Source organism: Duganella callida, assembly GCF_004614165.1.
Classification (GTDB): domain Bacteria; phylum Pseudomonadota; class Gammaproteobacteria; order Burkholderiales; family Burkholderiaceae_D; genus Rugamonas; species Rugamonas callida.
The window spans coordinates 1-16268 of sequence record NZ_SPVG01000185.1 but is presented as its reverse complement, the minus strand read 5'-3'; the positions used below and the strand labels follow the sequence as shown (position 1 = coordinate 16268).

The window sequence follows — 16268 nt, the reverse complement described above, 5'->3', positions numbered from 1 at the left end:
CGTAGAACTCTAACTTATCTGACAGTTGGTGTCAGATTAAGTCTGAGCTACTACACCTAACGGGACATGCCTCGGCCCTGCTCCCGCTGGCGCTCGACTTCGTGCCGCCCCTCCACCTGCCTCCATTGCGACCAATACCTTTTCAGTTCGTTCGCCTGGCGTTCGCCGGCTGCGCCAAAGGCATGTTCAGCTGTCCGATGCGCGTAGTTATCCCAGTCCCTTCCTTCATCTTTTTGCCGTATCAGCGGCGCACAATAGCGCAACACAGCCTCGACCTCCTGCTTCGAATGGCCGGTGGCTCGCATGCGCACAGCGATCATGGCATCCACCCGCGACAAGTCGGTGAGGCGTCCACCTTGACGCTGCAGAACGTCCCGGTAGTGGCTCGCATAAGCTTTGGCGCCACTCTCATAGTCCACGGGGAGCTTAGCGTCATCTCTTGGTAGCGACATCGCAGGCGCCTCCCTGGTCTCATTGCGTGCAGGAGAACGCGGAGCCGCAGCCTGACCACGCGACATGGCCCTCGCCTCCAGCTGCCGCTGCCGCTCCTGCGCCATCTGCTCCTGTAATTCCGGATTGTCCAGCTTGAACCCATGTTCAACCGCGAGTTCAACGCACAGAGACTTGAACTGCGCGCGCCCCGTCACCTCGAAGGTTTCCCACTTCTGCTCCGCCAGCTGCAGCGCAGCCAGCACACTGGCGCGTTCGCGCCAGGCATGGATATCGATCTCGCTGCCTTTGTCGACAAAGGCCGGTTCAACGCCTGCGTGCGCCATGTCGCGCCGCGCGTAGCGTACCTCCTCGCCAAGGATCTGCGGCACATAGTCGCGGAGGTCACGCGGCCTAACTGGCTCCGCACCCTCACCCCGGATATGCTGCACTTCGGTGGCGCGGTAACGCCATTGCTCGGCCAGCTCAGGATGTTCCTGCTGCCGCAACCACTGCTCCAGATCGGGATACGGTCGATACCGCTCGCGCAGCAATGCCCTCTCCTCGCGCTGACGGTCTCGCAACTCGGCTTGCTCCACGGCCCGCCGCGCCGCCAATATACTCTCCAGCGCACGCCGTAGCTCGCCGCGCCCCTGCCAGCGCCCCTGCAGCACCTCCAAACGTTCGCGTTGATGCCTTGCCCTCAGCGCCTTGCGCTCGGCCTCCTGGCGCTCTTTTAGCGCCTTCAAGGCCGCTTCCTTTTCGACGGTATGCGCATGCCGTCCGCCGATGTACTCCTCCCAACCGGGTGCAACATGCTGAACCGCTTCCGGTGCACGCTCCACCACCTTCCGCGTCAACGATAGCTCAAACGCTCCCAGGCGCTTTTCTAGTTTGCCCAGACTGGCGTCGCGATCGGCGCGACTGGCTTTCACGCCGACGTCGTTCACGAACAGCACGGCACCGCTACCGGTGCGCTCATAGCGCATGCCCTCCTTGGCCAGCGCCTTGTGCAAATCCAGCCAGTTGCCGGCCGCCTTGATGATTGGCGCGCCAATCTCGATCGCGATCCGCTCGGCCGACTTTTCACCGGTGCGTTGCTCCATATCCCGCTTGGCCTGCTCCGGCTGTCGTGAGTCGCATCGCCCGCGCGTATCGCGCTCTACTTCGCCGTTCTCGTTGACGCGGTATCGCCCATGCTGCTCCCGTTGCCAGCCTTGCTTTTCCTCGATGCGCGCCACAGCCCTATGCGCCGCCTCGATGTCGAAGCCACGATTCGGTTTAATGACTTTCAGCGCATCAGGATCGACACGATTGACGGCGATATGCAGGTGCACATTGTCGGTGTCCACATGGAGGCCATACATCGCCTGGTGTCCTTCTAGGCCTAGCTCCTTGAGAAAAATGTCGATGGCCTCTTCGACCTGGTGCGGGCTCGGTTGCTCGCCCTCTTGCCAACTCAGGACATAGTGATTGATGGTGTCGGCGCTGCGCACCGCTTCCTGCGACAACGCCAGCATCTCGGCCCTCTGTGCCTCGTGGTCGTCAGATAGGAAACCGCGCGCCCCGGCATATAAACATTTTTCACCCGCCCTCTCCGTCTCCTGTGCGCAGATATAGTCCATCAGCCGACCAACGCGGGCACCTTTGGAAGCAGACTTCTTGGGGTTCTTAATTTTTTTGACGATCATGACTGAGCCTCTCAATATAGGCTTTCAGTGCCGCCAATACCTCTGCGGCATCGCGATGAAGCACTCCGCCAGTGTCGTTGTGTAGGTGCTTGAGCAGTCCACCCAGGCGCCGTAACTCTCGGATCATTGCCTGGTCGGCGCTCGCCAAAACGGGACGGCTAAAGTAGCGACGTCTTACTAGTTCGGACATACTCAATGCAGCCATGTCGGCATCTTCAAGAAGGCGCGTCTTTTCTGCCGTCGTCAGTCGAACATTGATCACGGCGTCCAAAGGTTCTTCTCCACGCTTTTCGAAAGGCATACTGCCTCCGGATATGACGATGAAGTTTTGGGGTGTGCGCGCAGCGCGTCTGGGGTCAAGGGGCCCGCCCCTTGCAGGATGAGCCTTGCCGTGAGAAGCGTAGCGCCGAATGGCGAGGCGTCCCTTGGCATAGCAGGCGAAGCATGCGTGTGACAAGGGCCATCCTGTATCTCTTTTCCTCACCAGCCAAGTCTACGGATTTGTGGAAGCCGCAAACTGATCTGCCACAAAGTCCATTGCGCTTGTGGTGCTAACGTATCAAACAGTGAGCACGGAGTCGGACGATGAAATACACCAGCGAGCAAATCGATGCGATCGCAGCCAAACTAAAAGGTTTGCCGGCTGTGGAAAAACGCAACCAGCACTTCAGCAAGCAAGAGGCCATCGCCTTGCTCACCAAGGAAATCACCGCTTTGCAAAAGCGCGGCTACACCTTGCAGCAAATCGCTGAGGCTTTGCGCGGTGAAGGATTGGACATTGCCACGCCAACTTTAAAGAGCTACCTGCTACGCAACAGGACAGCACGCCAGAAGACGCCAGCACCACCGTCCCGCCCTGCAGCGGTAGCAACCAAAGACAAAGGGGCAGCGCGTACCGCATCGTTCCCCGTCTCCCCCGATACCGACGACATCTAGGATGAGCACCATGGCAAAGAATATTTACCTGATCGGCGGTAGCAAGGGCGGAGTTGGGAAATCACTGGTCTCCATGGCGACAGTGGACTACCTCATGCAGCGTGATGAAGAGGTCTTGCTCGTCGACGCGGATACCAGCAATCCCGACGTCTGGAAGGCCTACAAGGACATCGTGCGCACCGATCTGCTGGATCTGGATAAAGCGGACGACTGGATAGAGCTGATCAACCTGTGCGACAACAATCCGGAGTGCATCGTCGTCATCAACACCGCTGCCCGCAACAACAAAGGGGTGAGCGCCTATGGCACGACCTTGAACGGCACCTTGTCCGAACTCAAACGAAAACTGGTGACGCTATGGGTCATCAACCGCCAGCGCGACAGCCTGGAACTACTCAAGGAATACATGGACGCCATCCCCGACGCCATCGTCCATGTCATGCGCAATGGCTACTTCGGGGAGGAACGCAAATTTGAGCTCTACAACAGTTCCAAGCGTCGCACTCTGGTGGAAGAGCGCGGCGGTCTCTCACTGACCTTCCCCGACCTGGCCGACCGTGTAAGCGATGACATTTACAGTAAGCGCTTGAGCATCGCATTGGCAGCAAAGGATCTGCCGCTGGGTAATCGCGCGGAGCTACACCGTTGGCGCGCCGCTGTGAAATCTCTGCTGGACCAACTGCGGCATGAATGACCTCGACGAGAGCTTCACGAAACTGCTGGGCAGACAGCCAACCGACGCTGAACGCCAGCAGCTGTACCAGGTGCGCGATGCCCTGGGATTGAAGAACAACGATGCGCTGTGGCTCGTTCTGATGGCCCTGCAGTACCACCACTCCATGTATGCGCATTTCCCGGAGCCCATTCAGCAAGCGGCAGCCACCACATTGCAGCAATTTCAGCAATCCGCCGACGCCGTCCTGGCCGCGACCAGCCAATCCACCAAAGCCGACCTGGCCAAGGCCGTATCAGCGGCGGCGCGAGATGTCGCGCGCCTGACAACAGCGAAACAAACGGCCAGCTGGATTGCTACGTGTCTGCTGGCCTGTTGCATGGCGATCGGCGCCTTGAGCTTTTACATTCAGCGCGATGCTTACGAGGCCGGCTATGACAAAGGGTATGGCCAGGCCTATGGGGACGCCAAAGACGAAAAGGCCGCCGCTGCTTGGGCGAATACACCGCAAGGCAAGGCAGCTTATCGCTTAGCGCAATATGGCACGATTGACAGCCTTATCAAGTGCAATCAACCGGGCTGGAAAATCGCACAAGGAATCTGCTACGTTCATCCGACATCGGATCAGCAAATCTACGGCTGGAAAATTCATTAGCCGATAAATTTGACGACATTTATCATAGTAGTTTCGGCTCGCATCACGCCAGAGCTACTGGGGTTTTTCGAGGTGCCCTTTAGGCAGCCATCGCAAATTTTATTTTCGAAGCCACATGGCTAAAGGAATCTGTATTACACTTATTCGCCAATCGAATTTTAAAATTAATGTGGCTGGCCTTTGATTTAGAAATTGAGCGCAATCGCAAAAATAAGAGTGGCAAAACAAAATCTTTCCCAGAAACATATTTTGTAGCAAAGCACTCACTTGCCATTACTCGATTTTCAACCTTCTTCAGCAATGATTCAACAACGACAACACCATGAAGCGCGCTAAGCTCAGTGTGAATTTGATTGAACAAGCCGGCTACTTTAGCTTGGTCAATATTCCCGAATGCATCCTTGCAAACGCTTCGACTACCATTCTTCACTGTTTTAATTCCACTCGAAAGTGAATGCGAAACAGCAAAAATGCAGAATAATGGACGTAGTGCAACTGATAGTGCTCCTATCCAGCCCTCATAATCGAGGGCTTGCTCAAGCGTGCCAATATCGTTAATAGCGTCCGCTTCATCTAAAATCTGTAAGAGCGACTCTTTATCAAACAAGAAATTTTCAATACAATATCGAGGTAAAACAATCAAATTATTGGGTAGTGCCACTTTCTCACCCGCAAGCAAGTATAGGTCTCCATCTACTATATAAACTGAAACCCGCGTAGAAGTTTGTCCAACATTTGCTCGAGCGGCGTCAATAACTATTCCTCGTTCGCCAAGTGGAAATACTCTATCAATTGCAATCTTTCCATCCAATGCACGGCTTAACAGCCGAGCAAAAATCTTATCGTAGCCCTCAGCAGTATCCTCGATATAAACATCTAAATCATTAAATGTTTCGTAAAATACAGAAAGTGCTGCTCTCGCAGCATCGCCTCTAGAAAATAATTCAGCCGACACGGACGCAATTCTCCTTACGATAACCCACGATTTCAGGCGAATGGGTGGCAAAAATATATTGATTGTTCTTATTTCCACCGACCAGCTCGTCAACCAACATCTCCTGCCATCTCAGATGTAACGAAAGCTCTGGCTCATCTACAATTACCACACCGCCCTTGTTTTTCGAGAGCGAAGCGTGAGCCAATAAAATAATTAATTGTTTCTCACCGGATGAGAGCGACTGGACAGGTACATTTTCTCCGTTATGCATTATTTTTAACTTGCCAATGCTATCAATCTCGGCCGATTTTCTTGAAGACTCAAAAAACCTATTTAGAGCTGCCTCGAATGACTTAATAGGAAGATATGCTCGTTCTGACGCTTTCTTTTGACTATCTAGCTCACCAAATATTTTCTGAAAGCGGAGAATTTGTGCTCTGTTCAGTAACAGCTCTAAGCTAAGCTCGTTCTTATCTTCACTTTCCAATAACTCCGCAATTTTCTTAAAAAATGAATCAACGGTAGGTTTAAACAACCTGGAATCACCAAAATTATAAGCAAACTGCTCAAGCTCTTCTCGCCTAGCTAAAAGGGATTGCAGATCTGTGTAAGTTTCTGCTGGCGTGGAAAGAGTTTTTGAATCAAACTGCACATAATCGAACGATGATTCGATTAGGACTCGAATCAGTTTATCAAAAGATAGATCACTTAATCTTCGATAATTTTTATATGATTGTTCGATTAGACGTGCACAATTTTCCAATCCTTCAAAAGTTTCACGCCGGACATATGATCCATGTCTTAGTGTCACCCTTCGGTGGTCATCAGGAAAATTCAATTCCTCGTCATAGCGATTGGTACGACGCTCCAAACCAAGAAACAAAGGGTGTTCGCCACTAATCAGGCGACGATTGCTATCGCCCAATGATTTCAAGAATTGCAACCGAAGTTGCTCATAATGATCGTCCAGTCGATCATTTTTCATGTACAAAATTCGTTCCTCATCCCCTAAGAATGGCACATGCTGGTCCGCTGGAGTTCCATCAAAGATAACAACGAGTCCTTTACCCTCATTATGAATCTGAATCTCATGGTTGCGGTTATCGCGCTCCACTACCAAAACTAATCTTGAAAACTTAATCGTTTGCAATGTCGAAAAGTCTAGGGTAAGAATGGCCTGAATCAACCTTAAAGCAGTTGTCTTGCCACTGCCGTTGATGCCCACTAGAAAATTAATATCTGGAAAAAATCGGAAGTCGAAATTGTAATGACCATGTACTTTCGTGGCCGAAAATTTAGCAATTTTCAAAATAGTCCTTTGAGAAGGTATGGCAGATGCCAGCAACCTCGCCCGACAGATCGACGCACCATCAAGTTGGGTGAGCCGTAGGCAAAGAGCCAACATGGCAGCATAGCATGTTGCTATGCCGAAAAATACGCACATTCTCACTTACTCTAGAGGAGCATGTTTTGGACATGTGTGTCCTAGACGGTTACCCGCTGGAACACATAGCTCTAAAAAAGTGATCTGCTGTAGTTCAGACGGTCCAAGATAATCGGGACTGGGAATTACTGTTCACTTTACTTCTGCTGAACAATCACTTTTTTGTGCCGGATCAATTTCAATTGTAAGCGTCAGCGAAACCCGTCCCCGGCGTATTACCTACAAATCGATGATCTTGCGCAGCAACTTAGGTGAGACACGCCATTGCTCACCATCACACAGCAGGGAACATGACTTCACGTTGATGCGTGTGACGGTGCCGATGCGTTCGCGCAGATGCTTGTCGGTGAAGCTGACCGTGTCGCCGAGTTTGAACGTGGCCACGTCGGCGAGGCATGGCGGCATGGCAGGCACCGGCTCCGTGCGCTAGCCCGGATCAGCGACGATGGCGGCGTAGGGCAGCTTCCGTCGCGTGTGCGCGGTAGTGTCCTGAACGGTGACGCTGGTCGCTTGAAGCCGCAGCACGCGGCCCGGTGCGAGGGTGCTACGCCGATGGTTGAAGTACATCACCTGGGCGCCCAAGTGAGATGGCGACGCACGTTGAGAATGCGACGCAGGTCGGCGAGCACTTGGTTGATGGCCAGGCTCAATTCATACAAATCCAGGCTGGGGGCGCTACGCAGGGTGTCAAGGAGACGGAGTCCATCCCGCAATTCTAACGCGTCACGCCCATTGGTAGGTCGCCAGCGGCAGCAACTCGGCGACCTGGTTGATCGGATGCGATGGTAGCCGGGCCAGCACGTCCTTGAGCCACAGGTAGGAATTGATTCCGTTCAGCTTGGCCGTGCCAATCAACGAGTACGTCGTCGCCGCCGCGTGGCAGCCACGCGCCGAACCGGCGAACAGGTAATTCAATCGCCCCCAATATCTCCGCAGCAAGGTCGCCGCTGTCGAACCGCCGAAAATTACTGCCGGCACGGTCGGCAACATCATCAATACGACCGCCTGAGTGAGCGGCCCTACCGCATCTTTCGCTGAACGCGCAGGATGGGGGCGCCAGGTAAGAGTCCGGTTAAACCGGGGAATGCACCTGGATGAGCCAGTCTGCCACTGGCAAAAATTTGCCAATTCCGGGTCTAAGCCCTTGCATTCTTTGCGTTCTTGATTCCGGCAGTCGGCACCAAGCGCAAAAGCCCAGCCCTTTGGCTGGGCTTTTTGTTTGACCTCGGTGCCTCGAATTAAGGCCCGGGCGCGTACCGGCGCGTGAGCGCATCCACCTCCTGCATGCCATGGGTCCCCAGCCAGTTCCAAACCGCCTCGACCTGTACGCGGTTGCGGCGGTAATAGTCGCTGTTCGCACCCAGCCACATGTAGGAAGTGCGCACCGGTTTCTCCATCCGCGTCAGCAGTTTGCCGTAGCGCTCGGTCACATACGGATCGAGCGCCGATGGCGTCAGCAGCGCCAGCGTGAAGCCATCCGCGCGCTTCAGGCGCACCTTGTCCAGGTTGTTCCATGAGCTGAAGCTGCCGTCGTCCACTTGCAGCCCCATCGACTTCAGCTGCGACGCCAGCAGCGTGCCTTGGTTGGCCGCCAGCGTGTGGGTCCTGAAGTATTCGGCGGGGTCGGTTTCGGGCGGCAGCTTGTCGTCGCTGCGGACGAACACATATGACGTGGTTTTTAGCGCGCGGCGCAGGTCGGCCTGGCCGCCGGCCAGCGTGGCGATCACATAGCCGGCGCGTTCATCGGCCGGGGTGTCGGCCGGAGCGACGTCGACCGCGCCGCTGCTCAGCGCCAGGCGCACGCGCGCCACCGGCAGGCGCACCAGCACTACCTGGCAACCCACCGAGCGGAAAGCGTCGCGGAACAGTTCCACCAGCACGCCCGGCTTTTCCGGCGCTTCGCCGCCGTTGCCCATGTAGTACGGCACCCGCTCGCGGTCGGAGTAGCCGATGCGCACGGGCGTGCAGGACGTGGCCGCATGCGCAGCCGCCGCGCAGATGAATAATAATGGCCCGCTCCAATACTTCATGCCTCCGAGTATAGCGTTTCATCGGCTAAACTTGACAAGTCTTTATTCGCCACGGAGTCCCGCCATGACCCGCAAGACCGCTGCCGATTTTGATCCGGAAGTCCTGAGGTTGTTCGACCAATATGTCCACGGCGGCATCAGCCGGCGCGAATTCCTGACGTCGGCCACGCGCTACGCGGTGGGCGGCGCCACGGCGGCCGGCCTGCTCAGCGCGCTGAGTCCGACCTTTGCCGCGCCGCTGGTGGCGCCGGAGGACAAACGTCTGCACGCCCGCCATGTCGAACTGCCTTCGCCGCAAGGCTATGGCAAGGTGCGCGGGTACATGGTGTCGCCAGCCGAGGCCAGGGGCAAGTTGCCGCTGGTGCTGGTGGTGCACGAGAACCGCGGCCTGAATCCGCATATCGAAGACATCGCGCGCCGCCTCGCGCTGGACGGCTTCATCGCCTTCGCGCCGGACGCACTGTATCCGCTGGGCGGTTATCCCGGCGATGAAGACCAGGCCCGCGCGCTGTTCGGCAAACTCGATCAGACCAAGACCCGCGCCGATTTCATCGCCGCCGCGCAATGGCTGAAGCAGCAGCCGGAAGGCAATGGCAAGCTGGGGGTGGTGGGATTCTGCTATGGCGGCGGCATCGCCAACTATCTGGCAACGCAGCTGCCGGATCTGCTGGCGGCCGTGCCGTTCTACGGCGCCCAGCCCAAGGCGGAAGAGGTGGCGCGCATCAAGGCACAGCTGCTGATCCAGGATGCCGGCAACGATGAGCGTATCCGCGCCGGTTGGCCAGCCTACGAAAAGGCGCTGAAAGAAGCCGGGGTGAAGTACGAATACCACGTCTACCCCGGCGTCGAGCACGGCTTCAACAACGATACCACGCCGCGCTACGATGCTGCGGCTGCCAAGCTGGCCTGGCAGCGCACCATCGATTTTTTCCGTACCCGCCTCGGTTAGGCTTTGGCGAAAGCCAGGAAGTCGGCGTGGAACTTGTCCTTGTGGGTTTCGGTCAAGCCATGCGGCGCACCCGGATAGACGATCAGTTTCGATCCTTTGACGATCTTGGCCGAGGCGATGCCGGCGGCCTTGATCGGCACGACCTGGTCGTCGTCGCCGTGGATCACCAGGGTCGGCTTGTCGAACTTTTTCAGGTCGTCGCGGAAGTCGGTTTCCGAGAACGCCTTGATCGAATCATAGGTGTTCTTGAAGCCACCCTGCATGCCCTGCGCATACCACGCCTGGATCACACCCTGCGACGGCTTGGCGCCGGGACGATTGTAGTTGTAGAACGGGCCGGAGGCGATGTCCAGGTACAGCTGGCCGCGGTCCTTGACCTGGCCGGCGCGGATGCCGTCAAACACCTCGAGCGGCAGGCCGTCCGGATTGTCGGCGGTTTTCAGCATCAGCGGCGGCACGGCCGAGATCAGGCCCAGCTTGGCAATGCGCTTGGTGCCGTAGCGGCCGACATAGCGCGCCACTTCACCGCCGCCGGTCGAGAAGCCGGCCAGGATGATGTTTTTCAGGTCCAGCGCTTCGATCAGCTGCGCCAGGTCGTCGGCGTAGTGGTCCATGTCGTTGCCTTCCCAAGGCTGGCTGGAACGGCCATGGCCGCGGCGGTCATGGGTAATCACACGGAAGCCGTTATTGGCCAGGAAGAAGGCGGCCGACTCCCAGCTGTCCGAACTCAGCGGCCAGCCGTGGCTCAAAATGATCGGTTGGCCGTTGCGTGGGCCCCAGTCCTTGTAATAGATCTCGACACCATCGCGGGTGGTGATGGTGCTGGCGGTCTTCGTTACCGGACCTTTGCCGGCCACTGGCGCGGCTTCGGCGCTGCCGCCGGCCAGCGCGGCCAGTGGAACCGCCACGGCGGCCGCTGCGGCGCCGGCGCCACTGAACAGTGCGCTGCGGCGGGAGGCGTTGATAGCTTGGTCTTGGATATCTTTGCTCATGATAAACTCCATTAATAGGTAACGATTTAGTAGCAAACTATGTATTTTGATCTTGCTCGGCCGTATTTCGTGCGGCCATGTACTCAATATATATCGCTCGCTATTCAATAGCAAGCAATTTTTAAAAATATTTCTGCTTATGCTTTGGCGAAGGCCAGGAAGTCGGCGTGGAACTTGTCCTTGTGCGTTTCGGTCAAGCCATGCGGCGCACCCGGATAGACGATCAGTTTCGATCCTTTGACAATCTTGGCCGAGGCGATGCCGGCGGCCTTGATCGGCACGACCTGGTCGTCGTCGCCGTGGATTACCAGGGTCGGCTTGTCGAACTTTTTCAGGTCTTCGCGGAAGTCGGTTTCCGAGAACGCCTTGATCGAATCATAGGTGTTCTTGAAGCCACCCTGCATGCCCTGCGCATACCACGCCTGGATCACACCCTGCGACGGCTTGGCGCCGGGACGATTGTAGTTGTAGAACGGGCCGGAGGCGATGTCCAGGTACAGCTGGCCGCGGTCCTTGACCTGGCCGGCGCGGATGCCGTCAAACACCTCGAGCGGCAGGCCGTCCGGGTTGGTGTCGGTTTTCAGCATCAGCGGCGGCACGGCCGAGATCAGGCCCAGTTTGGCAATGCGCTTGGTGCCGTAGCGGCCGACATAGCGCGCCACTTCACCGCCGCCGGTCGAGAAGCCGGCCAGGATGATGTTTTTCAGGTCCAGCGCTTCGATCAGCTGCGCCAGGTCGTCGGCGTAGTGGTCCATGTCGTTGCCTTCCCAGGGGTGGCTGGAACGGCCATGGCCGCGGCGGTCATGGGTAATCACACGGAAGCCGTTATTGGCCAGGAAGAAGGCGGCCGACTCCCAGCTGTCCGAACTCAGCGGCCAGCCGTGGCTCAAAATGATCGGTTGGCCGTTGCGTGGGCCCCAGTCCTTGTAATAGATCTCGACACCGTCGCGGGTGGTGATGGTGCTGGCGGTCTTGCCGACCGCGCCCTTGGCGTTGACTGGCGCAGCCTGCGCTTCCGAAGCGCCCAGCGCGGCCAGCGGCAGTGCGACGGCGGCGGCAGCGGCGCCGACGCTGTTGAACAGGGCATTGCGGCGGCTCAGATCGACGTTGTTCATGATGTTCTTCCTTTTAGTCTATGTATGGATATTCAGTGGTGTGCTACAGTCGTTGCTGTCTGCAGCTGCGATGGAATGCATCTTAGGCCCGGCGCATGATTTGCGGAACAGACAACACTGCAAGGTCACTTTGCACAAATGCAGACCCCCCATGCCATCTAGCACCGAATTCGACTGGAACGATATTCCCCTGATCCTGGCGCTGGCCCGCAGCGGCAGCATGAGCGCCACCGGCCGCCAGCTGGGTGTGGACGCCTCCACCATCAGCCGCCGCATCGCCGCCGCCGAAAAGGCGCTGCAACTGCGCCTGTTCATCCGCGATAACACCGGCTACCAGCTGACCGACGCCGGCCAGGTCTTCGTCGAACATGGCGAGGCGGTCTACGGCAATGTGCAAAGCATGCTGCAGGCATCTTCGCAGGAGGCGGGCGCGGTGGCCGGTGCGGTCAACATCACGTCCATCGATTTCCTGTTCGACTACTGGCTGCTGGACCACGTGCCCGCCCTGCACGCCCAGCACCCGCAACTGCAACTGACGCTGCAGGCGGAAAACCAGAATCTGTCCTTCACCCGCCGCGAAGCCGACTTCGCCCTGCGCCTGGGCAAACCCAGCGAGGACGCCGCGCTGGTGATGCGCAAGCTGGGCGACATGGGCTTCGCCGTCTACGGCCACCAGCGGTACGCCGACGTGCCGCGCGGCTGCTGGGGCACGCAACCGTGGATCGCCTACGACGACAGCCTGGCCGGCACCGGCGAGATGCAGTGGCTGGCGGCGATGGAGCCGCAGCCGCGCCGCGTGCTGAAGGTGAACAGCCTGAGCACCATGGTGCGCGCCTGCCGCGCCGGCGTCGGCATGGCGCTCCTGCCCTGCATCATGGGCCAGCAGGAAGGCCTGGTGCGCATCGGCGCCACGGTCGAAGTGCAGCGCGATATCTGGCTGCTCAGCCATCGCGACGCCGGCACCATCGCGCGCTTTAAAACCGTCTCCGCCTGGCTGTCGCAGGTCTACGCCGCCAACGAACACCTGTTGTGCGGCGCGGCTTTACACCGCTAAAACGCATTCTGCCCCCCGTTTTTTGCAGTTCGTCACATCCCGGTGGATGGACGTATGGGCCTTGTCTATAGTTCACTCAACGCAACGAACTAACCACCCACAAGGAGCTCAAAATGAACATCGCAAAAAACATGGAAGCCATCTTCGTCGCCGCCATCGTGGTCGCCAGCGCCACCTCTTTCGCCACCGCGGCCGTGCCGGCGGCGCGCACCGCGCCAGTGGTCGCAGTGAAAGCGGAAGCACAGCCGCTGCCCACCGTGACGGTGGTCGCCAAGCGCCTGACCGCCGCTGAAAAAGCCGCACTGTAATCACCCGACCGATGACGATGGAGCGCACGATGAAGAACACGATCAAGGCCATGATGCTGGCAGCGGTATTGAGCAGCGGCGCACACGCAGCGCCGGCCGCGGAGATCACCAGCGAGAGCCGCAGCGTCGATGCGCGCACCGTCAACATCGAACTCGATGGCGTGATCAGCCTGAAGGTGAAGCAAGGCGCCGCGCCGGCGCTGACCATTTACGGCGAGCCGGAAATGCTGCAGAAAGTGATCGTCGAACAGAATGGCGAGACGCTGCACATCGGCACCAGGAAATTCAACAGCATCAACTTCGGCAACAACCGCGAACTGCGCGCCGAACTGACGCTGCCCAATCTGCGCCAGCTGACCTCCGGCGGCGTGGGCGCGAGTGAAGTCAGCGGATTCAAAGGCGACAACCTGCGCCTGTCGCTGGACGGCGCGGGCTCGGCCAAGGTCGATGCGCAGTACCGCAATTTCGACGTGCGCCTGGGCGGCGTCGGCGGCGTCACCGTCAACGGCGGCAACAGCGACAACGTCGACCTGCATCTGAGCGGCGCCGGCAAGATCGAAATGAGCGGCCAGACCAGGCAGTTGCACGCCACGCTGGGCGGCGTCGGCAGCCTCGATGCGCAGCAGCTGCGCGCCGACATCATCGACGTCAACATGACGGGCCTGGGCAGCGCCTCGCTGTATGCGAAGACCAGCGCCAATCTCAAATTAACGGGCATGGGTTCGGCCAAGGTGTACGGCAACCCGGCCAATCGTAACGCCAGCGCGCGCGGCATGGGCAGCGTCAGCTGGCAGTAAGGAATGCGCCGGCCTGCGGGGCCGGGCACCGGAAACACATGGGTGTGTTTTTACCGTCCCGAAGGAGCCCCCTCCTTTCGGACGGTTTTTTTATTTGAGGTAGCGGACATCATGTCCCAGCACGATGCGCATGTCGGCATACGCGCCGCTGCGCAAGGGATGCAGCGGCATGTTGAGACGGCGCGCCAGCGTCTGCGCCGCATCCTTCCGGTCACGCTGATATTCGATGCGGCTGAGCGGCACATCGAAGGGACGCAGGTTGGACAGCCGCACCGTGCGCACGCCGTCGACCTGCAGCGACCGCGCCAGCCGTGCGGCCGCGCCGCGCACGCCGTTGCCGTTGGCGATTTCGAGCCGTAACGCGTTGGCGGCAGTCACCGGTTGCGCGGCGACGCTGCGGCTCACTTCCACCAGCGCCGGTCCGACCTGGCGCACCAGCGTGCGCGGCATATCCGCCACGGCGTCGTCGCGCGCCTGTTTCAGGATTGCGTAATCCTGCCGGATGTCGTGGGTACGCAGCGATGCGGCCTGCAGGTACATGGTGGCGGCACGCTCGCGTTGGCCGTCCACCGCCAGCGCCGCCGCCAGCTGCTCCCATCGCGACGGATTGAGCGGATCACGCAGGCACGCCTGCTCCAGCGGGGTAATCAGGTCCGGCTCCACCGGCATGCCGCTGCACGCCATCAGCAGCATGCCGGCGCATGCGGCCAGCGGTTTGTTCATCGTCACCTCCTAATGGCTGGCCATCATGCGGTAGATCTGGATGCCGGCCGGACCGACCAGCACCAGCATCAGCGTCGGGAAGATGCAGAAGATCAGCGGGAACAACAGCTTGAGCGCGATCTTGGCCGCCGCCTCCTCCGCCAGCACGCTGCGCTTGCTGCGCAGATTATCCGAGTGCACGCGCAGCGATTCGCCCATGCTGGTGCCGAAGCGCTCCGACTGGATCAGCATCGCCACCAGCGTGTCGACATCTTCCACGCCGCTGCGCAGCGCCAGGTTACGCAAGGCGCGTTCCTTGGTGAAGCCGGCGCGCATCTCCATCAGCACCAGCTGCAGTTCCTGCGCCAGCGCCACGCTCTTGATGTGAATCTCGCCGGCCACCTTGGCCAGTGCGCGCTCCAGGCTCAGCCCCGCCTCCACGCATACGGTCAGCAGGTCCAGCGCATCGGGGAAGGTTTCGAAGATTTCGCGGCAGCGCGCCGTGGCCTTATGCGACAGCACCATGTTGGGCAGGTAATAGCCGCCCGCGGCCGACAACAGCAACAGGTACATGAAGCCGGTCAGCGTAAACGCACCGGACAGCGTTAGCAGCGCCGGCAATCCCAGCGCCAGCAGCGTCTTGGCCGCGAAGTACAGCGACGGCGCCGAGGCGCTGCGCCAGCCGGCGTTCATGAAGCGTGTGCGCAGCGGCGAGCGCTCCCATCCCTCCTCCGGCAGCGACAGACGCGAGAACGGCTGGGCCGCCTGCGCCACCTTCTCCACCCAGCCGCCGGCCAGCGGCTCGGCCGGCGCGTCCACCGCATCGACCACCTCGTTCAGCCGTTCGCGCACCGCCACCGGCGCGAACAGGCACACCACCACGACGGCGATACCCGCCGCCACCAGGAACACCACCGCCAGAAACGCGATCTGCCCGCCATTCATGACCATCTCCGTTCAGACGCGGATGCGTATCAGCCTGCGCATCCACAGCACGCCGACCATGGCGATGGCGCCCGCATACCACAGCAGGTGCACGCCGATGGGATCCGTCCACAACACCCGCACGTAGGGCGCGTTCAACAGCGTCAGCAAGGCCATCACGCCCAGCGGCAGCAGTCCCAGCACCCAAGCCGACATGCGGCCTTCCGCCGACATCACCCGCACCTGCGCCAGCAGCTTCAGTCGCGCGCGGATCAGGCGGCTGATATTGCCGAACACCTCGGCCAGATTGCCGCCCGACTCGCGCTGTATCAGCACCGCGATCACCAGGTAGCGCAGGTCGGTCAGCGGCACGCGCAGCGCCAGGTTGTGCAGCGCCTCGTTCATCGGCACGCCGTAGTTGACCTCTTCGTAGGCGAACTTGAATTCGCCGGCGATCGGCTCGGGCATCTCGTCGCCCACCATCTGCATCACGTTGGCGAAGGAATGGCCGGCGCGCAGTGCGCGGCCGAGGAAGTCGGCGGTCTCGGGCAGTTGCTCCTCCAGCTTGCGCAGGCGCGCGGCGCGCTCGCGCACCAGCGCCACCCACGGCAGCGCGGCCGCCAGCGCCGGCA

18 protein-coding genes and 1 pseudogene are annotated in these 16268 nt (G+C 59.2%); 7 read left to right on the top strand and 12 right to left on the bottom strand.

All coding sequences use genetic code 11. From position 1 onward, the window contains the following. Window positions 1-56 precede the first annotated feature (56 nt). A complete protein-coding gene (gene traI, locus E4L98_RS18455) occupies window positions 57-2120 on the bottom strand; it encodes a TraI/MobA(P) family conjugative relaxase (protein WP_135203017.1) in 2064 nt (687 codons plus the stop codon). Beyond that, complete coding sequence (locus E4L98_RS18450; RefSeq protein WP_135203016.1) at window positions 2101-2421, bottom strand: plasmid mobilization protein; 321 nt, start codon at window positions 2419-2421, stop codon at window positions 2101-2103. The genes traI and E4L98_RS18450 overlap by 20 nt, the downstream gene beginning before the upstream one ends. A gap of 284 nt (window positions 2422-2705) precedes the next feature. Here E4L98_RS18450 and E4L98_RS18445 point away from each other — a divergent pair, with 284 nt between their 5' ends. From E4L98_RS18445 to E4L98_RS18435, 3 genes are read left to right on the top strand one after another with little or no spacing between them, the layout of a single operon-like run. Further along, window positions 2706-3056 carry a protein mobC gene (locus tag E4L98_RS18445; protein WP_135203015.1) on the top strand — a complete coding sequence of 117 codons (351 nt, stop codon included), beginning with the start codon at window positions 2706-2708 and terminating at the stop codon, window positions 3054-3056. A gap of 1 nt (window position 3057) precedes the next feature. Further along, the gene (locus tag E4L98_RS18440; protein WP_443093091.1) at window positions 3058-3750 is read left to right on the top strand and encodes a nucleotide-binding protein; all 693 of its coding nucleotides are present in this window, start codon (window positions 3058-3060) and stop codon (window positions 3748-3750) included. Then, entirely contained in the window at window positions 3743-4384 is a 642-nt protein-coding gene (locus tag E4L98_RS18435; protein WP_135203013.1) for a DUF6753 family protein, read from the top strand. The genes E4L98_RS18440 and E4L98_RS18435 overlap by 8 nt, the downstream gene beginning before the upstream one ends. Before the next feature lie 79 nt (window positions 4385-4463). Here the strand turns inward: E4L98_RS18435 and E4L98_RS18430 are convergent, their stop codons facing one another. The 5 genes and pseudogenes from E4L98_RS18430 to E4L98_RS30100 form a co-directional block, all read right to left on the bottom strand. Then, the gene (locus E4L98_RS18430) at window positions 4464-5339 is read right to left on the bottom strand and encodes a DUF4435 domain-containing protein (RefSeq protein WP_167761376.1); all 876 of its coding nucleotides are present in this window, start codon (window positions 5337-5339) and stop codon (window positions 4464-4466) included. Next, complete coding sequence (locus E4L98_RS18425) at window positions 5329-6630, bottom strand: AAA family ATPase (protein WP_167761375.1); 1302 nt, start codon at window positions 6628-6630, stop codon at window positions 5329-5331. The genes E4L98_RS18430 and E4L98_RS18425 overlap by 11 nt, the downstream gene beginning before the upstream one ends. Window positions 6631-6984: 354 nt before the next feature. Continuing rightward, window positions 6985-7170 carry a hypothetical protein gene (locus E4L98_RS18420; RefSeq protein WP_135203010.1) on the bottom strand — a complete coding sequence of 62 codons (186 nt, stop codon included), beginning with the start codon at window positions 7168-7170 and terminating at the stop codon, window positions 6985-6987. A gap of 318 nt (window positions 7171-7488) precedes the next feature. Further along, a pseudogene (locus E4L98_RS30105) lies at window positions 7489-7686 on the bottom strand (transposase domain-containing protein); the annotation flags it as partial. 317 nt (window positions 7687-8003) lie between these two features. After that, complete coding sequence (locus tag E4L98_RS30100) at window positions 8004-8795, bottom strand: transporter substrate-binding domain-containing protein (protein WP_167761373.1); 792 nt, start codon at window positions 8793-8795, stop codon at window positions 8004-8006. A gap of 64 nt (window positions 8796-8859) precedes the next feature. Between E4L98_RS30100 and E4L98_RS18410 the strand changes: the two genes are divergently transcribed. Next, window positions 8860-9744: a dienelactone hydrolase family protein gene (locus E4L98_RS18410; RefSeq protein ID WP_135203008.1), complete on the top strand. Its 885-nt coding sequence runs from the start codon at window positions 8860-8862 to the stop codon at window positions 9742-9744. Here the strand turns inward: E4L98_RS18410 and E4L98_RS18405 are convergent. Next, window positions 9741-10736, bottom strand: coding sequence for an alpha/beta fold hydrolase (locus tag E4L98_RS18405; RefSeq protein WP_135203007.1), 996 nt, complete (start codon window positions 10734-10736; stop codon window positions 9741-9743). The genes E4L98_RS18410 and E4L98_RS18405 overlap by 4 nt on opposite strands. Before the next feature lie 137 nt (window positions 10737-10873). Beyond that, a complete protein-coding gene (locus tag E4L98_RS18400; RefSeq protein ID WP_135203006.1) occupies window positions 10874-11851 on the bottom strand; it encodes an alpha/beta fold hydrolase in 978 nt (325 codons plus the stop codon). A gap of 151 nt (window positions 11852-12002) precedes the next feature. Between E4L98_RS18400 and E4L98_RS18395 the strand changes: the two genes are divergently transcribed. From E4L98_RS18395 to E4L98_RS18385, 3 genes are all read left to right on the top strand, one after another. Further along, on the top strand, window positions 12003-12905 hold the full coding sequence (locus E4L98_RS18395; protein WP_135203005.1) for a LysR family transcriptional regulator: 903 nt from the start codon (window positions 12003-12005) through the stop codon (window positions 12903-12905). A gap of 113 nt (window positions 12906-13018) precedes the next feature. Beyond that, window positions 13019-13213 (top strand): hypothetical protein, encoded by a 195-nt coding sequence (locus tag E4L98_RS18390; RefSeq protein WP_135203004.1) that lies wholly within the window; start codon window positions 13019-13021, stop codon window positions 13211-13213. 29 nt (window positions 13214-13242) lie between these two features. Beyond that, the gene (locus tag E4L98_RS18385) at window positions 13243-14010 is read left to right on the top strand and encodes a head GIN domain-containing protein (protein WP_135203003.1); all 768 of its coding nucleotides are present in this window, start codon (window positions 13243-13245) and stop codon (window positions 14008-14010) included. Window positions 14011-14100: 90 nt separating this feature from the next. On the opposite strand, the gene E4L98_RS18380 is transcribed toward E4L98_RS18385, so the two are convergent. From E4L98_RS18380 to E4L98_RS18370, 3 genes are all read right to left on the bottom strand, one after another. Continuing rightward, on the bottom strand, window positions 14101-14733 hold the full coding sequence (locus E4L98_RS18380; RefSeq protein WP_135203002.1) for a LytR C-terminal domain-containing protein: 633 nt from the start codon (window positions 14731-14733) through the stop codon (window positions 14101-14103). Window positions 14734-14742: 9 nt separating this feature from the next. Next, a complete protein-coding gene (locus E4L98_RS18375) occupies window positions 14743-15657 on the bottom strand; it encodes a type II secretion system F family protein (protein WP_135203001.1) in 915 nt (304 codons plus the stop codon). Window positions 15658-15669: 12 nt separating this feature from the next. Beyond that, window positions 15670-16268 (bottom strand): type II secretion system F family protein (locus tag E4L98_RS18370; RefSeq protein ID WP_135203000.1); only part of this gene is annotated, 599 nt, incomplete at its 5' end.

Excerpts from the sequence above, each read along its gene's own strand:
- traI (WP_135203017.1), bottom strand. The coding sequence starts at position 2,120 with ATGATCGTCAAAAAAATTAAGAACCCCAAGAAGTCTGCTTCCAAAGGT.
- E4L98_RS18450 (WP_135203016.1), bottom strand. The coding sequence starts at position 2,421 with ATGCCTTTCGAAAAGCGTGGAGAAGAACCTTTGGACGCCGTGATCAAT.
- E4L98_RS18445 (WP_135203015.1), top strand. The coding sequence starts at position 2,706 with ATGAAATACACCAGCGAGCAAATCGATGCGATCGCAGCCAAACTAAAA.
- E4L98_RS18440 (WP_443093091.1), top strand. The coding sequence starts at position 3,058 with ATGAGCACCATGGCAAAGAATATTTACCTGATCGGCGGTAGCAAGGGC.
- E4L98_RS18435 (WP_135203013.1), top strand. The coding sequence starts at position 3,743 with ATGAATGACCTCGACGAGAGCTTCACGAAACTGCTGGGCAGACAGCCA.
- E4L98_RS18420 (WP_135203010.1), bottom strand. The coding sequence starts at position 7,170 with ATGCCGCCATGCCTCGCCGACGTGGCCACGTTCAAACTCGGCGACACG.
- E4L98_RS30100 (WP_167761373.1), bottom strand. The coding sequence starts at position 8,795 with ATGAAGTATTGGAGCGGGCCATTATTATTCATCTGCGCGGCGGCTGCG.
- E4L98_RS18410 (WP_135203008.1), top strand. The coding sequence starts at position 8,860 with ATGACCCGCAAGACCGCTGCCGATTTTGATCCGGAAGTCCTGAGGTTG.
- E4L98_RS18405 (WP_135203007.1), bottom strand. The coding sequence starts at position 10,736 with ATGAGCAAAGATATCCAAGACCAAGCTATCAACGCCTCCCGCCGCAGC.
- E4L98_RS18400 (WP_135203006.1), bottom strand. The coding sequence starts at position 11,851 with ATGAACAACGTCGATCTGAGCCGCCGCAATGCCCTGTTCAACAGCGTC.
- E4L98_RS18395 (WP_135203005.1), top strand. The coding sequence starts at position 12,003 with ATGCCATCTAGCACCGAATTCGACTGGAACGATATTCCCCTGATCCTG.
- E4L98_RS18390 (WP_135203004.1), top strand. The coding sequence starts at position 13,019 with ATGAACATCGCAAAAAACATGGAAGCCATCTTCGTCGCCGCCATCGTG.
- E4L98_RS18385 (WP_135203003.1), top strand. The coding sequence starts at position 13,243 with ATGAAGAACACGATCAAGGCCATGATGCTGGCAGCGGTATTGAGCAGC.
- E4L98_RS18380 (WP_135203002.1), bottom strand. The coding sequence starts at position 14,733 with ATGAACAAACCGCTGGCCGCATGCGCCGGCATGCTGCTGATGGCGTGC.
- E4L98_RS18375 (WP_135203001.1), bottom strand. The coding sequence starts at position 15,657 with ATGAATGGCGGGCAGATCGCGTTTCTGGCGGTGGTGTTCCTGGTGGCG.